Source organism: Paenibacillus vulneris, from assembly GCF_039543185.1.
GTDB classification, from domain to species: domain Bacteria; phylum Bacillota; class Bacilli; order Paenibacillales; family NBRC-103111; genus Paenibacillus_S; species Paenibacillus_S vulneris.
Genome location: NZ_BAABJG010000009.1, coordinates 1 through 16888, shown reverse-complemented (window position 1 = coordinate 16888; position 16888 = coordinate 1). Strand labels below are relative to the sequence as shown.

General features: G+C 49.4%; 15 protein-coding genes and 1 other annotated feature. Of the genes, 11 read left to right on the top strand and 4 right to left on the bottom strand.

Translation table 11 applies throughout. The annotated features are described in order from the left end of the window. Positions 1-47 precede the first annotated feature (47 nt). The 4 genes from ABEA66_RS10280 to ABEA66_RS10265 all read left to right on the top strand — a co-directional run bounded on the left by ABEA66_RS10280 (position 48) and on the right by ABEA66_RS10265 (position 5546). A complete protein-coding gene (locus ABEA66_RS10280) occupies positions 48-749 on the top strand; it encodes a DUF1961 family protein (protein ID WP_345587477.1) in 702 nt (233 codons plus the stop codon). Positions 750-752: 3 nt separating this feature from the next. Next, entirely contained in the window at positions 753-1430 is a 678-nt protein-coding gene (locus ABEA66_RS10275) for a rhamnogalacturonan acetylesterase (protein WP_345587476.1), read from the top strand. 60 nt (positions 1431-1490) lie between these two features. Next, on the top strand, positions 1491-4100 hold the full coding sequence (locus ABEA66_RS10270; RefSeq protein ID WP_345587475.1) for an exo-rhamnogalacturonan lyase family protein: 2610 nt from the start codon (positions 1491-1493) through the stop codon (positions 4098-4100). Between the two features lie 117 nt (positions 4101-4217). Further along, positions 4218-5546 (top strand): ABC transporter substrate-binding protein, encoded by a 1329-nt coding sequence (locus ABEA66_RS10265; protein WP_345587474.1) that lies wholly within the window; start codon positions 4218-4220, stop codon positions 5544-5546. Positions 5547-5683: 137 nt separating this feature from the next. Here the strand turns inward: ABEA66_RS10265 and ABEA66_RS10260 are convergent, their stop codons facing one another. After that, a complete protein-coding gene (locus ABEA66_RS10260) occupies positions 5684-6856 on the bottom strand; it encodes an aminotransferase class I/II-fold pyridoxal phosphate-dependent enzyme (RefSeq protein WP_345587473.1) in 1173 nt (390 codons plus the stop codon). Positions 6857-7136: 280 nt separating this feature from the next. Further along, positions 7137-7351: a binding site (T-box leader), on the bottom strand. A gap of 177 nt (positions 7352-7528) precedes the next feature. Between ABEA66_RS10260 and ABEA66_RS10255 the strand changes: the two genes are divergently transcribed. Beyond that, positions 7529-8359, top strand: coding sequence for an amidohydrolase family protein (locus ABEA66_RS10255; protein ID WP_345587472.1), 831 nt, complete (start codon positions 7529-7531; stop codon positions 8357-8359). 212 nt (positions 8360-8571) lie between these two features. Here ABEA66_RS10255 and ABEA66_RS10250 read toward each other — a convergent pair whose 3' ends face one another. Then, complete coding sequence (locus ABEA66_RS10250) at positions 8572-9027, bottom strand: MarR family winged helix-turn-helix transcriptional regulator (protein ID WP_345587471.1); 456 nt, start codon at positions 9025-9027, stop codon at positions 8572-8574. Between the two features lie 189 nt (positions 9028-9216). Here ABEA66_RS10250 and ABEA66_RS10245 point away from each other — a divergent pair, with 189 nt between their 5' ends. Next, positions 9217-9990, top strand: coding sequence for a type III pantothenate kinase (locus ABEA66_RS10245; protein WP_345587470.1), 774 nt, complete (start codon positions 9217-9219; stop codon positions 9988-9990). 63 nt (positions 9991-10053) lie between these two features. Here the strand turns inward: ABEA66_RS10245 and ABEA66_RS10240 are convergent, their stop codons facing one another. Continuing rightward, positions 10054-10725, bottom strand: coding sequence for a DUF2642 domain-containing protein (locus ABEA66_RS10240; RefSeq protein WP_079912919.1), 672 nt, complete (start codon positions 10723-10725; stop codon positions 10054-10056). Positions 10726-10965: 240 nt separating this feature from the next. After that, complete coding sequence (locus ABEA66_RS10235) at positions 10966-11673, bottom strand: hypothetical protein (protein WP_345587469.1); 708 nt, start codon at positions 11671-11673, stop codon at positions 10966-10968. Between the two features lie 405 nt (positions 11674-12078). Here ABEA66_RS10235 and ABEA66_RS10230 point away from each other — a divergent pair, with 405 nt between their 5' ends. From ABEA66_RS10230 to ABEA66_RS10210, 5 genes are all read left to right on the top strand, one after another. Beyond that, entirely contained in the window at positions 12079-12477 is a 399-nt protein-coding gene (locus ABEA66_RS10230; protein ID WP_345587468.1) for a hypothetical protein, read from the top strand. 132 nt (positions 12478-12609) lie between these two features. Further along, entirely contained in the window at positions 12610-13665 is a 1056-nt protein-coding gene (locus tag ABEA66_RS10225; RefSeq protein WP_345587467.1) for a CotH kinase family protein, read from the top strand. A gap of 141 nt (positions 13666-13806) precedes the next feature. Next, a complete protein-coding gene (locus ABEA66_RS10220; protein ID WP_345587483.1) occupies positions 13807-15999 on the top strand; it encodes a RelA/SpoT family protein in 2193 nt (730 codons plus the stop codon). A 43-nt stretch (positions 16000-16042) separates the two neighbouring features. Then, positions 16043-16483, top strand: a complete 441-nt coding sequence (gene dtd, locus ABEA66_RS10215; protein WP_345587466.1) for a D-aminoacyl-tRNA deacylase — start codon at positions 16043-16045, stop codon at positions 16481-16483. A 107-nt stretch (positions 16484-16590) separates the two neighbouring features. Beyond that, the gene (locus tag ABEA66_RS10210; RefSeq protein ID WP_179136174.1) at positions 16591-16767 is read left to right on the top strand and encodes a hypothetical protein; all 177 of its coding nucleotides are present in this window, start codon (positions 16591-16593) and stop codon (positions 16765-16767) included. Positions 16768-16888 lie beyond the last annotated feature (121 nt).

Sequence of the window (16888 nt, the reverse complement as noted above, 5' to 3'; positions counted from 1 at the left end):
TCAAATTCAATGTAAGCTACAGTAAGACTAAATTAAGGAGGAGAGACATGACTGCGATTAGTGAAGCATTACCATATCGGCTAGGCGAGCTCATCTATCACAATCCTTTAACCAGTGAAGAAGATGTTCAGCACTTTATTATGGAAGGACAAGCGGCCATTACCTTTCCGCAGAAGCGGATGCGGATGGAGAATATGCTGGATCCGCAGCTTGGACAACAGGCGAATTTTGTATTCTGGTGTCCGGTTGATTTTCCGGATTCCATTGCCGTCAGCTGGGATTTTTGGCCGATCCGGGAGCCCGGTCTTTGCATGACCTTCTTCTCGGCAACCGGAGCGAACGGGGAAGATTTGTTCGACCCAAGCCTTGCGCCGCGTACCGGTATTTATCCGCAATATCATAACAGCGATATCCATGCCTACCATGTATCTTATTTCAGACGCAAGGAAGCCGATGAGCGCTGCTTCCATACATGCAACCTGCGCAAAAGCCGCGGCTTGCATTTGGTGGCTCAAGGAGGGGACCCGATTCCTTCCGTCCAAGACGCTTCCGGGCCATACAGAATCAAGGTTCTCAAATGGAAAGATGAAATCGTATTCATGATCAATGACATGGTTGTATTCCAATGGAAGGATGATGGAGTCACCTTCGGAAAGCGGCTGGAAGGCGGAAAAATCGGCTTTCGTCAGTTGGCCCCAATGATTGGGGAATACGCGGATTTACAAGTCCATGCATTAGAGAGAGGGTAGCCAATGACTCGTATCTATATTGCCGGAGATTCTACAGCGGCCAGTTATCCGGCTGATCAATCGCCAATGGCCGGCTGGGGACAAATGCTCGGCGAACTATTGACTCAGGATGTAGAGGTACGCAATGAAGCGTCATGCGGTAGAAGCTCCAAAAGCTTCATGGATGAGGGCCGGCTTCAGCCGATTGCCGACACCATTCAGCCTGGCGATTATTTGTTCATTCAGTTCGGGCACAACGATCAGAAGGCGGATGCTGAACGGCACACAGAGCCGTTCACCACGTATTTGGATCATTTGCTCCAATATATAGCGGCAGCCCGTAAAAAGGGAGCGACACCGATTCTGTTCACCTCGGTCGCCCGCAGAAACTTCAACGATGAAGGCGTTCTGGTGCCGACACATGGCGATTATCCGAAGGCCATGAAAAAGCTGGCATCGGAGCAGAAGGTGCTATTGGTGGACATGGAAGCGGGAACGGAGGAGCTTTACCGTTCTCTAGGACCTGAGGCTTCCAAAGACCTATTCGTATGGCTTGAGCCTGGCAAGCACCCGAACTATCCGGATGGAGCACGGGACAATACCCATTTTAACGAGCGCGGGGCCAGAGAGGTCGCTAAAATCGCCGTATCCCGGCTGCTCGAGGTATGTCCGGAATGGGTACGGCTGGTAAAGCCAGCCTAAGAACGCACTTTAGAACCAACAACATGATAGAATCACCGAATAAAAGGAGTGGGTAGTACGGTGGGTACACAAGCAGAACGAATTCAACTGCAATGGCTGGGACAAAGCGGACATGTTGCTGACGGATTAGGTGTGACATGGGGAATTCCATGGGCGGAAGGTGAGCTTCAGCGTAACGAATCCCTTGAATTGACGGATTCCAACGGCGGCTCAATCCCTGTTCAAAGCTGGCCGACAGCTTATTGGCCTGACGGCAGTGTCAAATGGTCGGCGCATGCCGCATCGATTCACGGGGATCGTTCCGACCGGTATTTCCTCGGCAAGGGGGCGGCTGCAGCTCCCGAGGCATCCATAACGGTAACGGAGACCGAAGAAGTGATCGCCGTAGATACCGGAGTCATACTTTGCCGCTTCAACCGGGAAGGACAATCCATCCTCCGTTCCATCCATCGGGACGGCTCCCTGGTTTGCTCGGACGGCAAGCTTCAATGCGTACGCGAGGAACGTCACACTACAAGCGGAAGCAAGACCGTCAAGGAGCATAATTTCACAAGCCGCATCGCGAAGGTAGTCGTAGAGCAGGATGGGCCTGTACGTGCGGTGGTTCGGGTGGAAGGCAAGCATAAGCTGAACAACGGTGTCAGAGAATGGATGCCTTTTACCGTCCGCTTCTATTTCTATGCAGGACAGCAAGCCATTAAAGCCATTCATACGTTCGCTTATGACGGCAATCCCCATATGGATTTCGTCAAAGGGATCGGCATGACGCTCAAGGTTCCTATGCAAGGGCCTTTATACAACCGTCACGTGCGCTTTACAGGTGATACAGGGATATTCAGCGAATCTCCTAAGCATCTGATGACCTATCGGACTACAGGCAAATACGAAGAGATCTTCAAGCGTCAAACCGCAGGCGAATATGTCAGCTTCGACCCGGTGGAGGATGAGCGGTTTATCGGTCTTATTGAAGAGTCCGCCGTATGGGATAGCTTCAAGCTAGTTCAAGGTTCGGCAGATTCCTATACGATTACGAAGCGGACCCAGGAAGGATGTGCATGGATTCGCGCCGCATTCGGGCAGCGGTCGTCAGGCACTGTATATGCCGGAGGAGAGAACGGCGGACTGGCCGTCGGAGTACGCAACTTTTGGAAAAAGTACCCGTCGTCCATGGAGCTTCATCATACTTCGAAGGATGAGGCGGAGATGACCGTTTGGTTCTGGTCGCCGGATGCCGAAGCGATGGATTTGCGCCATTACGATACGACGACGCATGTTCAGTCTTCCTATGAAGGCTTTGATGAAATGAGAAGCACGCCATTCGGTGTGGCCAATACGAGTGAGCTGGCTATCTGGTGCTTTGAGAAGACGCCAAGCCACGAGACCCTGCATGCGGTGGCGAAGGAATGCCAATCTCCGTCCCTGCTGGTGTGCAAGCCGGAATATTACCATGACGCCAAAGCATTCGGCATCTGGAGTCTCCCTAACCGGAGCACCCCGGTCCATTCCAAGATTGAAGATCAATTGGATGCGGCTATTGATTTCTATAAAGAGGAAATCGAGCAGCGCAGATGGTACGGTTTCTGGGATTACGGCGATGTCATGCACGGTTATGACCCTACCCGTCATACGTGGCGTTACGATATCGGAGGATGCGCTTGGCAAAATACGGAGCTGGTGCCGAATATGTGGCTCTGGTACATGTTCCTCCGCTCCGGGCGAGAAGATATATTCCGTATTGCTGAAGCCATGACCCGGCATACCAGTGAGGTGGACCTGTACCATTTCGGAGAATACTCCGGTCTGGGTTCGCGGCACAATGTCATCCATTGGGGCTGTGGCTGCAAGGAAGCCCGAATCGGGATGGCGGGCTTGCATCGCTTCTATTATTACTTGACTGCGGATGAGCGAATCGGCGACATCATGGATGAGGTGACCGATTCCGACTATACGACCGCCCATCTGGATCCGATGCGCTATTATTTCCCGAAAGACCAATATCCGACCCATGCCCGCGTAGGTCCGGACTGGGCGGCCTTCAGCTCCAACTGGATGACCCGGTGGGAGCGCTATGAGGATACTACCTACAGGGATAAACTGCTGGTAGGCATTGAAAGCTTGAAAAATATGCCGAACCGGATGAAAAACCTGGCCGTACACGGCTATGATCCGAAAACCGGCAAACTGTACGATATGGGGAACAATGCCGGCGGACATTTGGCCATCTGTATGGGCGGCCCTCAAGTCTGGATGGAATTGGCCATGATGCTTAAGGATGCCGAGTGGGAAAGCATGCTAGTGGAAATCGGAGCATTCTACAATCTTCCGCGGGAAGAAAAGCGCGCCCAGCTGGTCGGTGAACTCGCCAACGGCGGATTTGCATGGCCGATGTTCTCTACCGGTATCGCCGCCTATGCTTCGGTTCACAACAAGGACGAAGCTTTGGCTGAGCTTGCCTGGAGCATCCTGCTTAAGGATGAAGTCGGGCAGGTTCTATTGACGGATATTACGAAGCCGGTCGAAACCTTGGAATACATCAGACCTATCCGGGAAATTCCGTGGATTGCCACTAACACCATCTCTCAATGGTCTCTTAATGCCATCGTATGCATGGAGTTAATCAGCGGCTCTTTGGAAAAAGCCGCGGCGGCTCATACGGCTGCAGCACACTGAACGATTACACCATAGATCAAACACAAAGGCTCGTTCGCTTATTTGGGCGAGCTTTTGTGCACATATCGATTTACATATTTTTCACTTTATGGGACGAAAGTGAAGGGGGAGCATGAAATGAAAAAGAAAATGGCAGGTACTTTGGCGGCATTGACCGCAGTAAGTATGATGGCAACGGCTTGCGGAGGCGGAAGTGATAGCGCCAATGCACCGGAAGGCAAGGATTCTGCAGTAAAAGAGAACAAGGATCCCGTCGAGCTGGTATTCTACTCCATGAGCCGCGACTCTGAAGCCAGCTTCAATGACCGCTATGGCGACGCGATTCGCAAGAAGTTTCCGAATTATACGATCAAGTACATCCAGAGGGCGACAGGCAGCGATCTGCAGGATTTGATCAATGCGGGTCAAAGAATCGACATTCAGTGGGACTCCATCGGTTCCTTCCCGGGGAGCAATATGGTGTATGAGATGAGCTATGATATGACAGAGCTTATGAAGAAGCATCAGGTGGATGTGAGCCGGTTCGAGCCTTCCTTGATTGACGCTATGAAGCAGCTGGGAAACGGAGCGATTTACGGTCTTCCCGTGTACAATGAACGTATGGCCTTATTTTATAACAAGGACATTTTCGACAAGCTCAATGTGCCTTATCCGAAGGACGGCATGACCTGGGCTGAACTGAACGAGATCGCCAAGAAGCTGAACGTCGAAAAAGACGGCATCACGTATACAGGTTTTTCGCCTTCGGTCAATCACTTGTTCCTGGTGAACCAGTATTCATTGCCGCTTCTTACCAAGGATTTGAGAGCCAACATCACCAACGAGAAATGGAAGCAAATTCTTGACTTGCAGCTGATTCAGCCGACTCAAAATCCCGTCTACCAAAAGGCGATGGCCAACAATAAAGGGAAAATTCTGGACCTGAACCAGTTCGCCAAAGATCAGTCCTTGGCCATGTTCATCTCATCTCCTATTTTGCCACAAGTGATGAAGGATGAATTGTCCAAATTCAATTGGGATATCGTCTCCGAGCCTACCATGCCGGATGCTCCGGGTGTAGGACCGCAATCGTATCCGGGTTATTTTGCCATTACGAAGATGGCGAAGGATAAAGACGCCGCAATGGAAGTCATTAAGTTCTTGACCTCGGACGAATACCAGATGGAATACTCCAAGAAAGGGATCATGACGACCTTGAAGAATGAATCGATCCAAAAAGCGCTCGGACAAGAAAGCGCTTTTAAAGACAAAAATTACGGAGCGTTCTTCTACAACAAATTCCCTGCTATTGCTGACAAAACAATTCAGGAAAGCCAAGTGGCGATTCTCGGAACATATACCAAAAACCTGAACAAGCTATCTTCCGGAGACATGGATATTAACACCTACATGCGTACGGCGGAAGAGGAAGCCAACAAACTATTGGATAGCCTGAAGAAAAAATAATAGCCCCCGACTAGGAAAGCAATCGCTCCTTAGGGTAACGCGGCCTCGCAGCAGGCCGCAATACCCGGGGGCGATTGTTTTTATGGAACCATGAATAGCTCCGAACAGTTCAGGTTGAACCATGAACTTTAACCGGTTCAGGAAAAGTTTTTCATAAAGATTCCCATCCGCTCGATAGCCTCGGTAATATTTTGAACCGACGAAGCGTAGGAGCATCGGATGTGGCCTTCCCCGCATGAGCCCAGCACATTGCCCGGGACGACCGCCACCTTCATTTCCGTCAGCAGCCGGTCCGCAAATTGCTCGGAGGTTAGCCCGGTATGCTCAATGGACGGGAAGGCATAGAAGGCTCCCTTGGGCTCGAAGCAGGGCAGGCCGATTTCTTCGAAGCCCTTCAAGATCAGACGTCTTCGCTGATCGTAGGATGCAACCATTTCGCTCACCTCATGGGAACCGTTGCGCAAAGCCTCTATAGCTGCCCGCTGTGTCGTTATAGGAGCGCAAATCATCGTGTATTGATGAATCTTGGTCATAGCGGCAATGACCTCGGGGTGGCCGCATGCATAGCCGAGCCTCCAGCCTGTCATGGCATAGGCTTTGGAGAACCCGTTCAGCAGAATCGTACGGTCTCTCATACCGGGCAATTCGGCAAAGCAGGTATGCTTTCCGACGTAAGTCAGCTTCTCGTACACTTCATCGGAAATGACGATCAGATCGTATTTTTCCACCACTTTTGCGATCTTTTCCAGCTCTTCTCTTGGCATGGTCGCCCCGGACGGATTATTCGGGTAATTGATCAGCAAAGCTTTGGTACGAGGGGTAATGGCAGCCTCGACGTGCTCGGCTGTAATTCTGAACTCGTTGTCTGCCGAGGTACTCAACGGAACTGGCACGCCTCCGGCCATGATCGTGCAGGGCGAATAAGACACGTAGCAGGGCTCGGCAATCAGGACCTCGTCTCCGGGATGCAGGATGGCCCTCAAAGCCAAATCTACAGCTTCGCTGACACCGACGGTGACAAGAACTTCGTTACGTGGCTCATAGGTAACCCCATGATTGTCATGCAGGTGCCGGGCGATTTCCTCTCGCAGCTCGAGCAAGCCTGCGTTGGAGGTGTACATCGTATACCCTCTACGCAGAGAGTCGATGCCGTTTTCCCTAATGTTCCACGGCGTTACGAAATCAGGCTCACCGACGCCCAACGAAATGACGCCTTTCATCTCAGCTACCAAATCAAAAAAACGACGAATGCCTGAGGGAGGGAGATCCCTCACCGTAGGAGAAATACGATCGGACCATTGAATATTCATTACGTTCACCGGCTTTCTTTAGAATGGGAAACCTCTATCGAGGCCTATTTCAGATGAGAGAATCGTCGCATTCGACGACATAAGAATTGTAAAAATAAAAAAGCCCCCGCCCCCATAAAGGGACGAGAGCCTATGCCCACGCGTTACCACCCTAATTGACATCCTATTGGCAATCTCTCTAACCTGTCAGACGGCTGGATCCGAGCCGTACAACGGGTTAAAGGCAGGGGGGCTCCGGTTAGAAGGTGCATTTGGACAACAAAAAAAGCCCCCATCCCCGGAAAGGGACGAGAGCTTATGCTCACGCGGTACCACCCTAATTGACAATATTATGTCCACTCTTTCCGATAACGGCGGAAGACCGGCCTACTCCTACTATGAAGTTCAGAGGGCGACTCCGGGGCGGCTTTCCATCTGGCTTCACTCCCGGGCTCTCACCATCCCCGGGTCTCTTTAAGGTTCACCACAATGTACTTTCCCCATCCATGTCTTTGCAACACTAAATTATTGAAAAATATAACACGGACTTTTGATGTCTGTCAATCGGTTATTTACAAAAATAGAATGTCCCCCCGCAGCTTGCTGTTGTGCAATGGATTCACTTGTATTATGATCAGACAAGTAAGGAGAATCATTCGGCATGTACATAGGGAGTATAGGGAGGAATCGACCATGAAAATTGATGCTCACCAACATTACTGGAAGCTGGATCGCGGGGATTACGGCTGGCTGACACCGGATTCGGGCGTATTATACCGGGATTATTTGCCGGAACAGCTGAATGGCCATTTGAAGGCGAACGGGATCAGTAAGACGGTGGTCGTGCAAGCAGCGCCCACCTTGGCCGAGACGGAGTTTATGCTGAGCCTGGCAGAGCAGTCGGAGACGATTGCCGGTGTTGTAGGCTGGCTTGATCTGGAGGACAGCTCCTACAAGGAGCATTATGCGAGACTCAAGCAGAACCCTTATTTTAAAGGCATTCGGGTCATGCTGCAGGATATCGATATGGAGTATGCATTTCGTCCGGCGGTTTTGGAAGCGCTGCGATTTTTCGAGCGGGAGCAGTTTCCAATTGATCTGCTGATCAAAACGCATCAGTTGGAGGATACCGTAAAGCTTTTGAAGCAGCTGCCCGATCTACGCGGAGTTATCGACCATATTGCCAAGCCCTTTATCTCCGAACAGCAGCTGGAGCCTTGGAGCACGTACATGGCACAAATAGCTGCAGACTATCCGAACATATATTGCAAGCTGTCCGGCATGGTAACGGAGGCAGATCATCAGAATTGGCGGGAAGAGCACTTTGTTCCTTATGTCCAGCACGTGGTATCCCGGTTCGGACCGCAGAGAATTATGTACGGCAGCGACTGGCCTGTCTGTCTGCTAGCCGCGGAATACGACGACGTATATAAGCTTCTGGAGAGCACGCTGCCGGATTCGCTGACGCCTTCCGACCTGGAAGATGTCTTCGGCCATAATGCCGCCCGTTTCTATAGACTCTAAGCTAACCCATGCCTAATGTAAAAACCGCTTGTGCCCTGGACATCCTCACCCCCATGCATGGCAGCTTGACAGGGGAGGGTTGTTCAGGAACCCCAAGCGGTTTTACCCATTTTTACAGTTGAATAGCCCGGATTTTGAATAGGAGCCAGTCTGTTGCAGAGTGATTTGTTAGCGTTTACAACGGAGACTGAGCACAGCTTTAGGATGGACGATTACGTCGTTTTGCATACATTCTCATTGTAAGCTGAAAGCAATGCTTCCAGACTCTGGGCTGTATGAATATAGTTTTGCAAATCTTCATTGGAAACTTGGTTAAATATGGACCGTACTTCACTGAGAATATGGTTGCGCAAGGATTGGATCTTATCTTTGCCTGTACTTGTGAGCTGTACGAAAATAATCCGCCGGTCCTCAACGGAGCGAACCCTTTCAACCAAATGCTGGCGTTCCAATTTATCGACAAGGCTGGTTGCCGCACCTAGCGTAATGCATAAATAATCGGCAATATCGTTCATCTTCATGGAATGATGCTCCAATTGAAACATCACAGATATCGTTGAATTGTTAAGGTTAGGATCGATATTCATAACCTGCAGCGAGCGTTTGAGTTGCCGGCTCACGCAAAGTAACTTATTCAACAGTAAAGTCGTATTCTGTTCTTTGCTCATCTAACCTATCCCCTATCTAAAATGACATCTAGTGTTATTTTACTACATTACGACAAAAATTAATATGAAGGTTGTCGAATTTATCTTACTTTATATCTTTCCCGGTCGATTGGCGCACCCAGGCAGATTGTATATAATAGCATTAAATACAATCGGTAATCGGTTAAAGAAGCGGCTGGAGGGTATGTCATGCAATCGGGACTTTTAGTGATAGATGTCGGCAATACCAATACAAAAATAGCGGTATACAAAGAGCAGCAAATGGTGTATTTCTGGAGAGTGACGACACAGAGGGATATGACGGCGGAAGAGATCTGGGTCGTATGGAGCCAGCTGTTTAAACAAAGCGGTTTCGCTTATGAGCGGCTAAGCGGAATCATAATCAGCTCAGTTGTACCTCCGTTAATGACGGCAGTAAGAGAAGTATGCCGGACAAAGCTGGGTATTGCGCCGCTCGAGCTTGGCCCAGGGTTGAAAACAGGCCTGAGAATCGTGACAGACCAACCGGCCCAAGTAGGTGCGGATCGAATCGCAAGCGCCATTGCCGCCATCCACTTATACGGAGCGCCTGTTATCGTCATAGGCTTGGGGACAGCTACTACGATCAGCGTTGTCAATGAGCATAACGAATTTATCGGCGGGGCCATCCTTCCGGGAGGCGTTATTTCAGCGGAAGCATTGTATGAGCGCACCGCTCAGCTGCCTTCGGTCAACATCACCAGCCCTCAGCGGTTCCTCACTCACGACACGGCCTCCAGCATGACGTACGGGATCGTGAACGGAATAGCCGGACAAGTCGATGGTATTGTTACTCGCATTATTGAGGAAATGGCTTTGCCGTTCACCGTGGTGGCGTCGGGGGGATTATCCGAATTGATCTCTCCCGAATCCAGCACGATCCAGCACACGCACCCGGATTTAGTCCTTGAAGGATTACGGATCACCTGGGAGCTTAATCGTTAATATGCGTTTGGACAGAAGAAAGGTCCTTCGCAGCCAGGCAGCGGAGGACCTTTTGGGATTACATTATGGCAGATGCACCGTTTTGACATGCTCCATATGAAGGAATAGCGTCTCTCCTCCGGCTGCGACCAGCTCGATCAGATTATTTTGCAGCGATTTGAGCTGACCGATTTTGTTCGGGTTTTCCCCGATATCGAGGACGACAAATTGACCTTCCAGCTTTTTCAACTGCTGATCGAATGTTCTAGCCAGAGTTATCGTGGATGGACTTAGAGGGAAACGCTCCTGGTTCAGCGAATAAGGCGTCACATTGGGATCATAAGGCTTAAGATATTTCATGTGCTGCATCGGGATATAGACTACGTGATATACGGGTGAATAGAAGACGAAATAGTCATTCATTATGCTGGTTACATAACCATGAAGGGACTGGTTTCCGCTTGTATAAATTTCGGTGAACATCCCCTTGGCATTCATTAATATTTTGCGGAAGGAAATATCCTTTTGATCCTCGAACGGCATCTCGGCGGGAACTACAATAACGGCTTCGTCCTTGCTTTCTTCATATTGTGTCAGCTGCTGCAAATGCAGGAGAGGGATATACAGAAACTGTTGTCCATTATAAATCACCATGATGTCACTGCCCAGATTGATCAGTTTTCCGCGGATAGGCGTTTTTTTACCCGAAATATGGAGTTCTACCTGTTTATCAAGCAATGTGTTCAAGAGTGTCATAAAGCACCTCCTATTCTTAGAAATGTAATGATGCGCGCTTACGTACTTAACTCAGCCGGGATACCGATGTAACCCTATCGGGCATCCCGGCATGAGATCAATGCATGGCAGATTCAAAGAGATCCAACGCTTACTCCCTGTTTAGAAAAATAACCGTCATAAGAGAGACGGTTAATGTCATCCATTCGGATGAAGCAGGAATTGTAGAGTCACAGACTGGGACGGTTACAGTGCCTGGCATTAACGTCGGCTGTTCGATTTTTTGTTGCCGCCGGAGCTTCTGCTGCCGCTTTTATTATTTTTGTTGCTCTTGTTTTTGTTGCTTTTGTTTTTGTTGCTTTTGTTGTTGTTACCGCTCTTGCTGTTGTTTTTATTGCTTTTATTATTGCTGCCGCTTTTGTTGTTATTGTTATTGTTGTTGTTATTATTGTTGTTGTTGCCGGAGCTCTTGTTAGCGGCTACGCTGACCGTTTTGATATGAAAAATAGGAATGCGGATAAGCTCTCTGTTGAAGAGCAGCAAGACAAAGTCTTGACTAACTTCAGCTATAAAGCCTTCTACTTTTTCAGGGCCGCCGCGGTTGATCTGAACGAATTTGTGGCGCAATCTTTGCAGTAATTGATTGAAGGTATTCGCATGAATGACGTTGGTCATTCCTCCGGATCTACCGCTTCGATTGCCGCTTCTGTTGCCGCCTGATCCCATTTGAGTAATGCTTTTGATGTGAGAACGATTAATAAATACGATACCGTTTGGTGTACTTACTACGATAAATTCGGATTGAACGGAGATCAAAGTGCCCACAACGGAATCTGGACCGCCGCGATTCACCTTCACTTGAGTTCCCACTAGATTGGACAGCATATTGCCTGAAGAGCCTTGCGATCTTGATCTTCCACTGGTATTCTGTGACATCATGTTAGATACCATTTGATGAAAATAACTCATTTTAACATTCCCCTCTCGATAAGTTACTAAAACTAGAAATCTTGTCATTCATAGCGGCCCTCATTCTACCTAGAGCCTGTTTCACTATCTTTCATTTGCACCTCACCTGCACGCTGCCTGCCAGTGAATTAATTCATAGGCAGCGACCTCCTTTCATTAATCATGGTAGGGAATTCATAGTTTATATATATGTATCCGGCAAGAAGGTGTACTAGTTGTCAATCTATATTTGCTAGAAGTTCCACGTCTATCTATAAGAGATTCAAAGAGGGCGCTTTAACAGGTCAATGTGTATATTTTGCGACTAGCAAACTACAGTCTAGTTCACTTCCGATCGAATCTCATAGACTGAACTATCTCAATAAAGGAGGTAGTTTCAATTGCCGGGATCAGGAGGAAATCGTAGTGGAAGCAGGGGGAACCGTACTGAGGGAAGCAGAGGCAACCGCAGCGACGGAAGCCCGGGGAACCGCACGGGAGGAAGCAGAGGCAACCGCAGCCATAGAAGCCAAGGCAATCGCACTGGAGGAAGCAGAGGCAACCGCAGTGATAGAAGCCGGGGCAACCGTACTGGAGGAAGCAGAGGCAACCGCAGTCATAGAAGCCAGGGCAACCGTACTGGAGGAAGCAGAGGCAACCGCAGTCATAGAAGCCAGGGCAACCGTACTGGAGGAAGCAGAGGCAACCGCAGTCATAGAAGTCCGGGGAACCGCACGGGAGGAAGCAGAGGCAACCGCAGTCATAGAAGCCAAGGCAATCGCACGGGAGGAAGCAGAGGCAACCAGCCTGGATGCTAATATCTGAAGGGGCATTTGCTGGCATGGGAACAAACGCCGTGACGGCTATGGTCACAACCGCATAAGGTGAATTACCTCAAAAAGTCTATCATTCCTGTGATAGGCTTTTTGCTTTCTTAAAGAAAGGCGGAATCGTTCCATGGAACTGTCAACTCGGTCAATTGTGATTGGAGATGAAGAGCGTTCAGCGCTGCAGAAAAACGTATGGAGTGAAAAATACGTTAAAGCCCATATGCTTATCCAGGGAAGAAGAGAGCCTATTCTCCTGCGTTACCGTGGAGGTCACACGCGCGATTATCCGAAAAAATCATATGAGGTTGTACGTAATGGCAAAACGTATCATTATAATGCCGAATTCGACGATCCTTCCATGATTCGCAACGCGTTATCATTTCAATTCTTTCAATGGATTGGAGTACCCAGCCCCAGGACGCGTCACTGCTTGCTGAAGCTGAACGGGCAAAGCCTCGGTGTATATTTGGAAATCGAAGGGGTCGACCGGTATTTTTTCCGCAGCCGGAATATTTCCGTTAAATCTTTGTTCTATGCGGTTAATGATAATGCAGATTTAACGCTGATCAGTCCGGAAACCCAGAGAAGAAAATCCTCGCTGTTCAACGGGTATGAGCACATCATAGGCACTGAAGAGGACCGCCGGCAATGGAAATCGTTCATATTGAATCTGAACACGCTTAAGGGGAGCCGATTAGGTCGATACTTGAAGGAAAGGGTGGACATAGAGAATTATCTCCGATGGCTGGCCGGCGCCGTCTGTACAGGGAATTATGATGGCTTTGATCAAAACTATGCGGTATACCGTCATAAAAAAACAATGAAATATCGTATGATCCCATGGGATTACGAGGGAACATGGGGGCGTAATTGCTACGGCAAAAAATGCGGTAGCGACCTGGTTCGGATAGAAGGGTACAACCAGCTTACGAGCAAACTTCTTTCCTTCAAAAGTGTTCGAAGCCGTTACAAGGTCCTGCTGCGCTTCATCGTCAAACAGCATTTGACGGTCAAAAAGATAGATCCGGTCGTACAGCAAATGTATGAGGCCATTGCTCCGCATATCTATGAGGACTCCATGCGCAAATGGTCGTTATCCATCTTTGACGGGGAGCCCGAGCTGATACGCAGCTATATAAGAGAGCGGCGAAAAATTATTCTTGATTCGCTTCATAAGCTGTGAAAATCGAGAAGAGGATGAAGCCTTTCCCAAAACCAATAAAATTTTTCGACAAAGTTTGTCGAAATGGCGCAAATAAGTTGACGTAGCGCCTATTTCAAAGGCATAATGGATTAAAATCGAATTAAGGGAATGGATAAACGAATGGGCATTGAGCAGCTTCTTGAGAAGGCGTCCGGCTATGTAAAAGAAAGTGATCTGAAGCGTATAAGAGAAGCCTACGAGTTCGCTGAACAGGCTCATTCGGGCCAGGTTCGCAAATCAGGGGAGCCTTATATTCTGCACCCGTTGGCCGTAGCGGAAATCTTGGTCAACATGCAGATGGATACTACTTCAATTATTGCCGCACTGCTTCATGATGTGGTAGAGGATACGACCGTTTCTCTGGAAACCGTAAACGAGAAATTCGGCAAAACCTGCGCTATGCTGGTGGACGGTCTGACCAAGCTCGAAAAAATCAAGTTTAAAACCAAAGAAGAGCAGCAAAACGAAAACTATCGAAAAATGTTTGTGGCGATGGCTCAGGACATCCGGGTCATTTTGATCAAGCTGGCCGATCGCCTGCATAATATGCGTACGCTGAAGCATCAATCGGAAGAAGCTCAGCGCAGAATAGCGGACGAAACGCTGGAAATATTTTGCCCGATCGCTCACCGTCTCGGGATTTCTGCCATCAAGTGGGAAATGGAGGATATTGCGCTTCGCTATTTGAATCCTCAGCAGTATTACCGCATTGTCAATTTGATGCAGAAAAAACGGACCGAACGTGAAAAATATATCGAGGATGTCATCACGACCGTGCGGGGGAAGCTGTCCGAAATGGGCATTGAGAGCGATATTTCCGGCCGTCCGAAGCATATTTACAGCATTTATAAAAAGATGACGGCCCGCAATAAGCAGTTTAACGAGATATACGATCTGCTGGCACTCCGAATCATTGTTGACAATATTAAGGACTGCTATGCAACGTTAGGTATTATTCACACGCTGTGGAAGCCGATGCCGGGCCGGTTCAAGGATTACATCGCTATGCCTAAGCCGAACATGTATCAATCTCTGCATACGACGGTCATCGGTCCGAAGGGCGAGCCTCTTGAGGTGCAGATCCGTACGTTCGAAATGCATAAAACGTCCGAGTACGGAATTGCGGCGCATTGGGCCTATAAAGAAGGCAGCATGGTGCCTTCCGGCAGCTTCGAGGACAAAATGAACTGGTTCCGAGAAATTTTGGAGCTCCAGCATGATGCCCAGGACGCCTCGGAATTCGTCGAATCGCTCAAGATGGACTTTTTCTCCGATCTTGTGTTCGTGTTTACTCCGAAGGGGGAAGTCATCGAGCTGCCAGCGGGATCGGTCCCGCTGGATTTTGCCTACCGTATCCATACGGAGGTCGGGAATCGTACGATCGGCGCGAAGGTCAACGGCCGTATAGTCCCGCTGGATTTCCGGCTGAAAACCGGGGATATCGTTGAAATTTTAACGTCCAAGCACTCTTACGGGCCGAGCCAGGACTGGATCAAGCTGGCGCAGTCCTCGCATGCTCGTACGAAGATACGCCAATGGTTCAAGAAGGAGAAGCGGGAGGAAAACGTCGAGAAGGGCAAGGACGCCATTGAGCGCGAGCTCAAGCGTCTAGGTATCGACCCTCCAACCTTGATGAAGGAAGATGAGCTTCTGGAGGTCGCCAAGAAATTCAATTTCAACGAGATCGAGGATATGTACTCAGCCGTAGGCTTTAACGGCATTACAGCTGCACAGATTGTCACCCGGTTGACCGAGAAAATGCGCAAGCAGCAGGAGGAGGCCCGCCAGCAGGCACTGCAGCTGACCGAAGAAGTGAAGGAACTGAAATCGGCGGCGACGGAGCGCAAAGGCCGGCCTACTCACGGTGTTCGTGTCAAAGGAGTGGACAACCTCCTCGTTCGCTTCGCACGCTGCTGTAACCCGGTTCCAGGGGACCACATCGTCGGCTACATAACGCGCGGCAGGGGAGTATCCATCCATAGGCAGGATTGTACCAATATCCCGGTTGCCGATGGCGGTGAAGAGGGGAACCGGGTGATCGAGGTCGAATGGGCGGATTCCATCGAGGCTAACTACAACGTTGAGATTGAAATCACAGGACATGACCGTTTCGGTTTCCTGAATGAGGTGCTGCAGGCGGTGTCCGAGAGCAAGACGGTGATTTCCGCCGTCTCGGGACGATCGGACAAAAACAAGATGGCGATTATCCATATGACCATCCTGATCCGCAATATTGAGCATCTTCACGCCGTCGTTGAAAAAATCAAGCGCGTGAAGGATGTATATTCCGTGCAGAGAATCATGCAATCGTAGCCGGTTCTTTGCATTATTACACGAATAGAGGTTAGAACACATAATGAGAGTGGTCGTTCAACGCAGCAAACAAGCGCAAGTGACCGTGGACGGAGCCGTTGTGGGAGCCATCGACCATGGGCTTGTGCTTCTGGTGGGTATTACGCACGAGGATACGGAGCAGGACGCCAAATTCGTAGCCGAGAAGATCGCAGGTCTTCGTATCTTTGAGGATGAATCGGGCAAAATGAACGATTCCGTTCTGGATGTAGGCGGGCAAATATTGTCCGTATCCCAATTTACCCTTTACGGCGACTGCCGTAAGGGCAAGCGCCCGAATTTCATGGCAGCAGCCCGTCCGGAGCAGGCAGAGCCTTTATATGACCGGTTCAATGAGCTGCTTCGGCAGCAAGGCTTAACGGTAGCGACGGGGACATTCGGAGCGATGATGGAAGTATCGCTTGTCAATGACGGTCCCGTTACCTTGATTATTGAAAGCAAATAGCGCTCTTCTAGTTGTTTACGCTTTGGCAGGGTGTCGATCTCCATGGTTAGGTTACGTCTGGTTTGGACAAAATAGAAGTATACCTACTACAAGGAGATTACATTTGTATGCATCAATCCGGTAAAGAAAAGGCAGTTGTCCAACCGGAGCAGCAGCTGCTGTTTTGCAGCTTGGACGAATCGTTGGGAATGGTTGCCGCGGCACTGTCCGAAAACGAGCTATCGGCAGGATATTCTTCCGTGAGTGAGCAGTTAAAAAGACAGACTCGTCAAACGTTCCGATGATCTCGCAATCTAGTTCTATTACGGAAAAACGTATGGCCCTCGGAAAAGAATGGTCAAGACCCCATTTTGTAGACATTGAAAAAAACCCTATGCCACAAGCTGACGCCGGTACTCTAAAGGC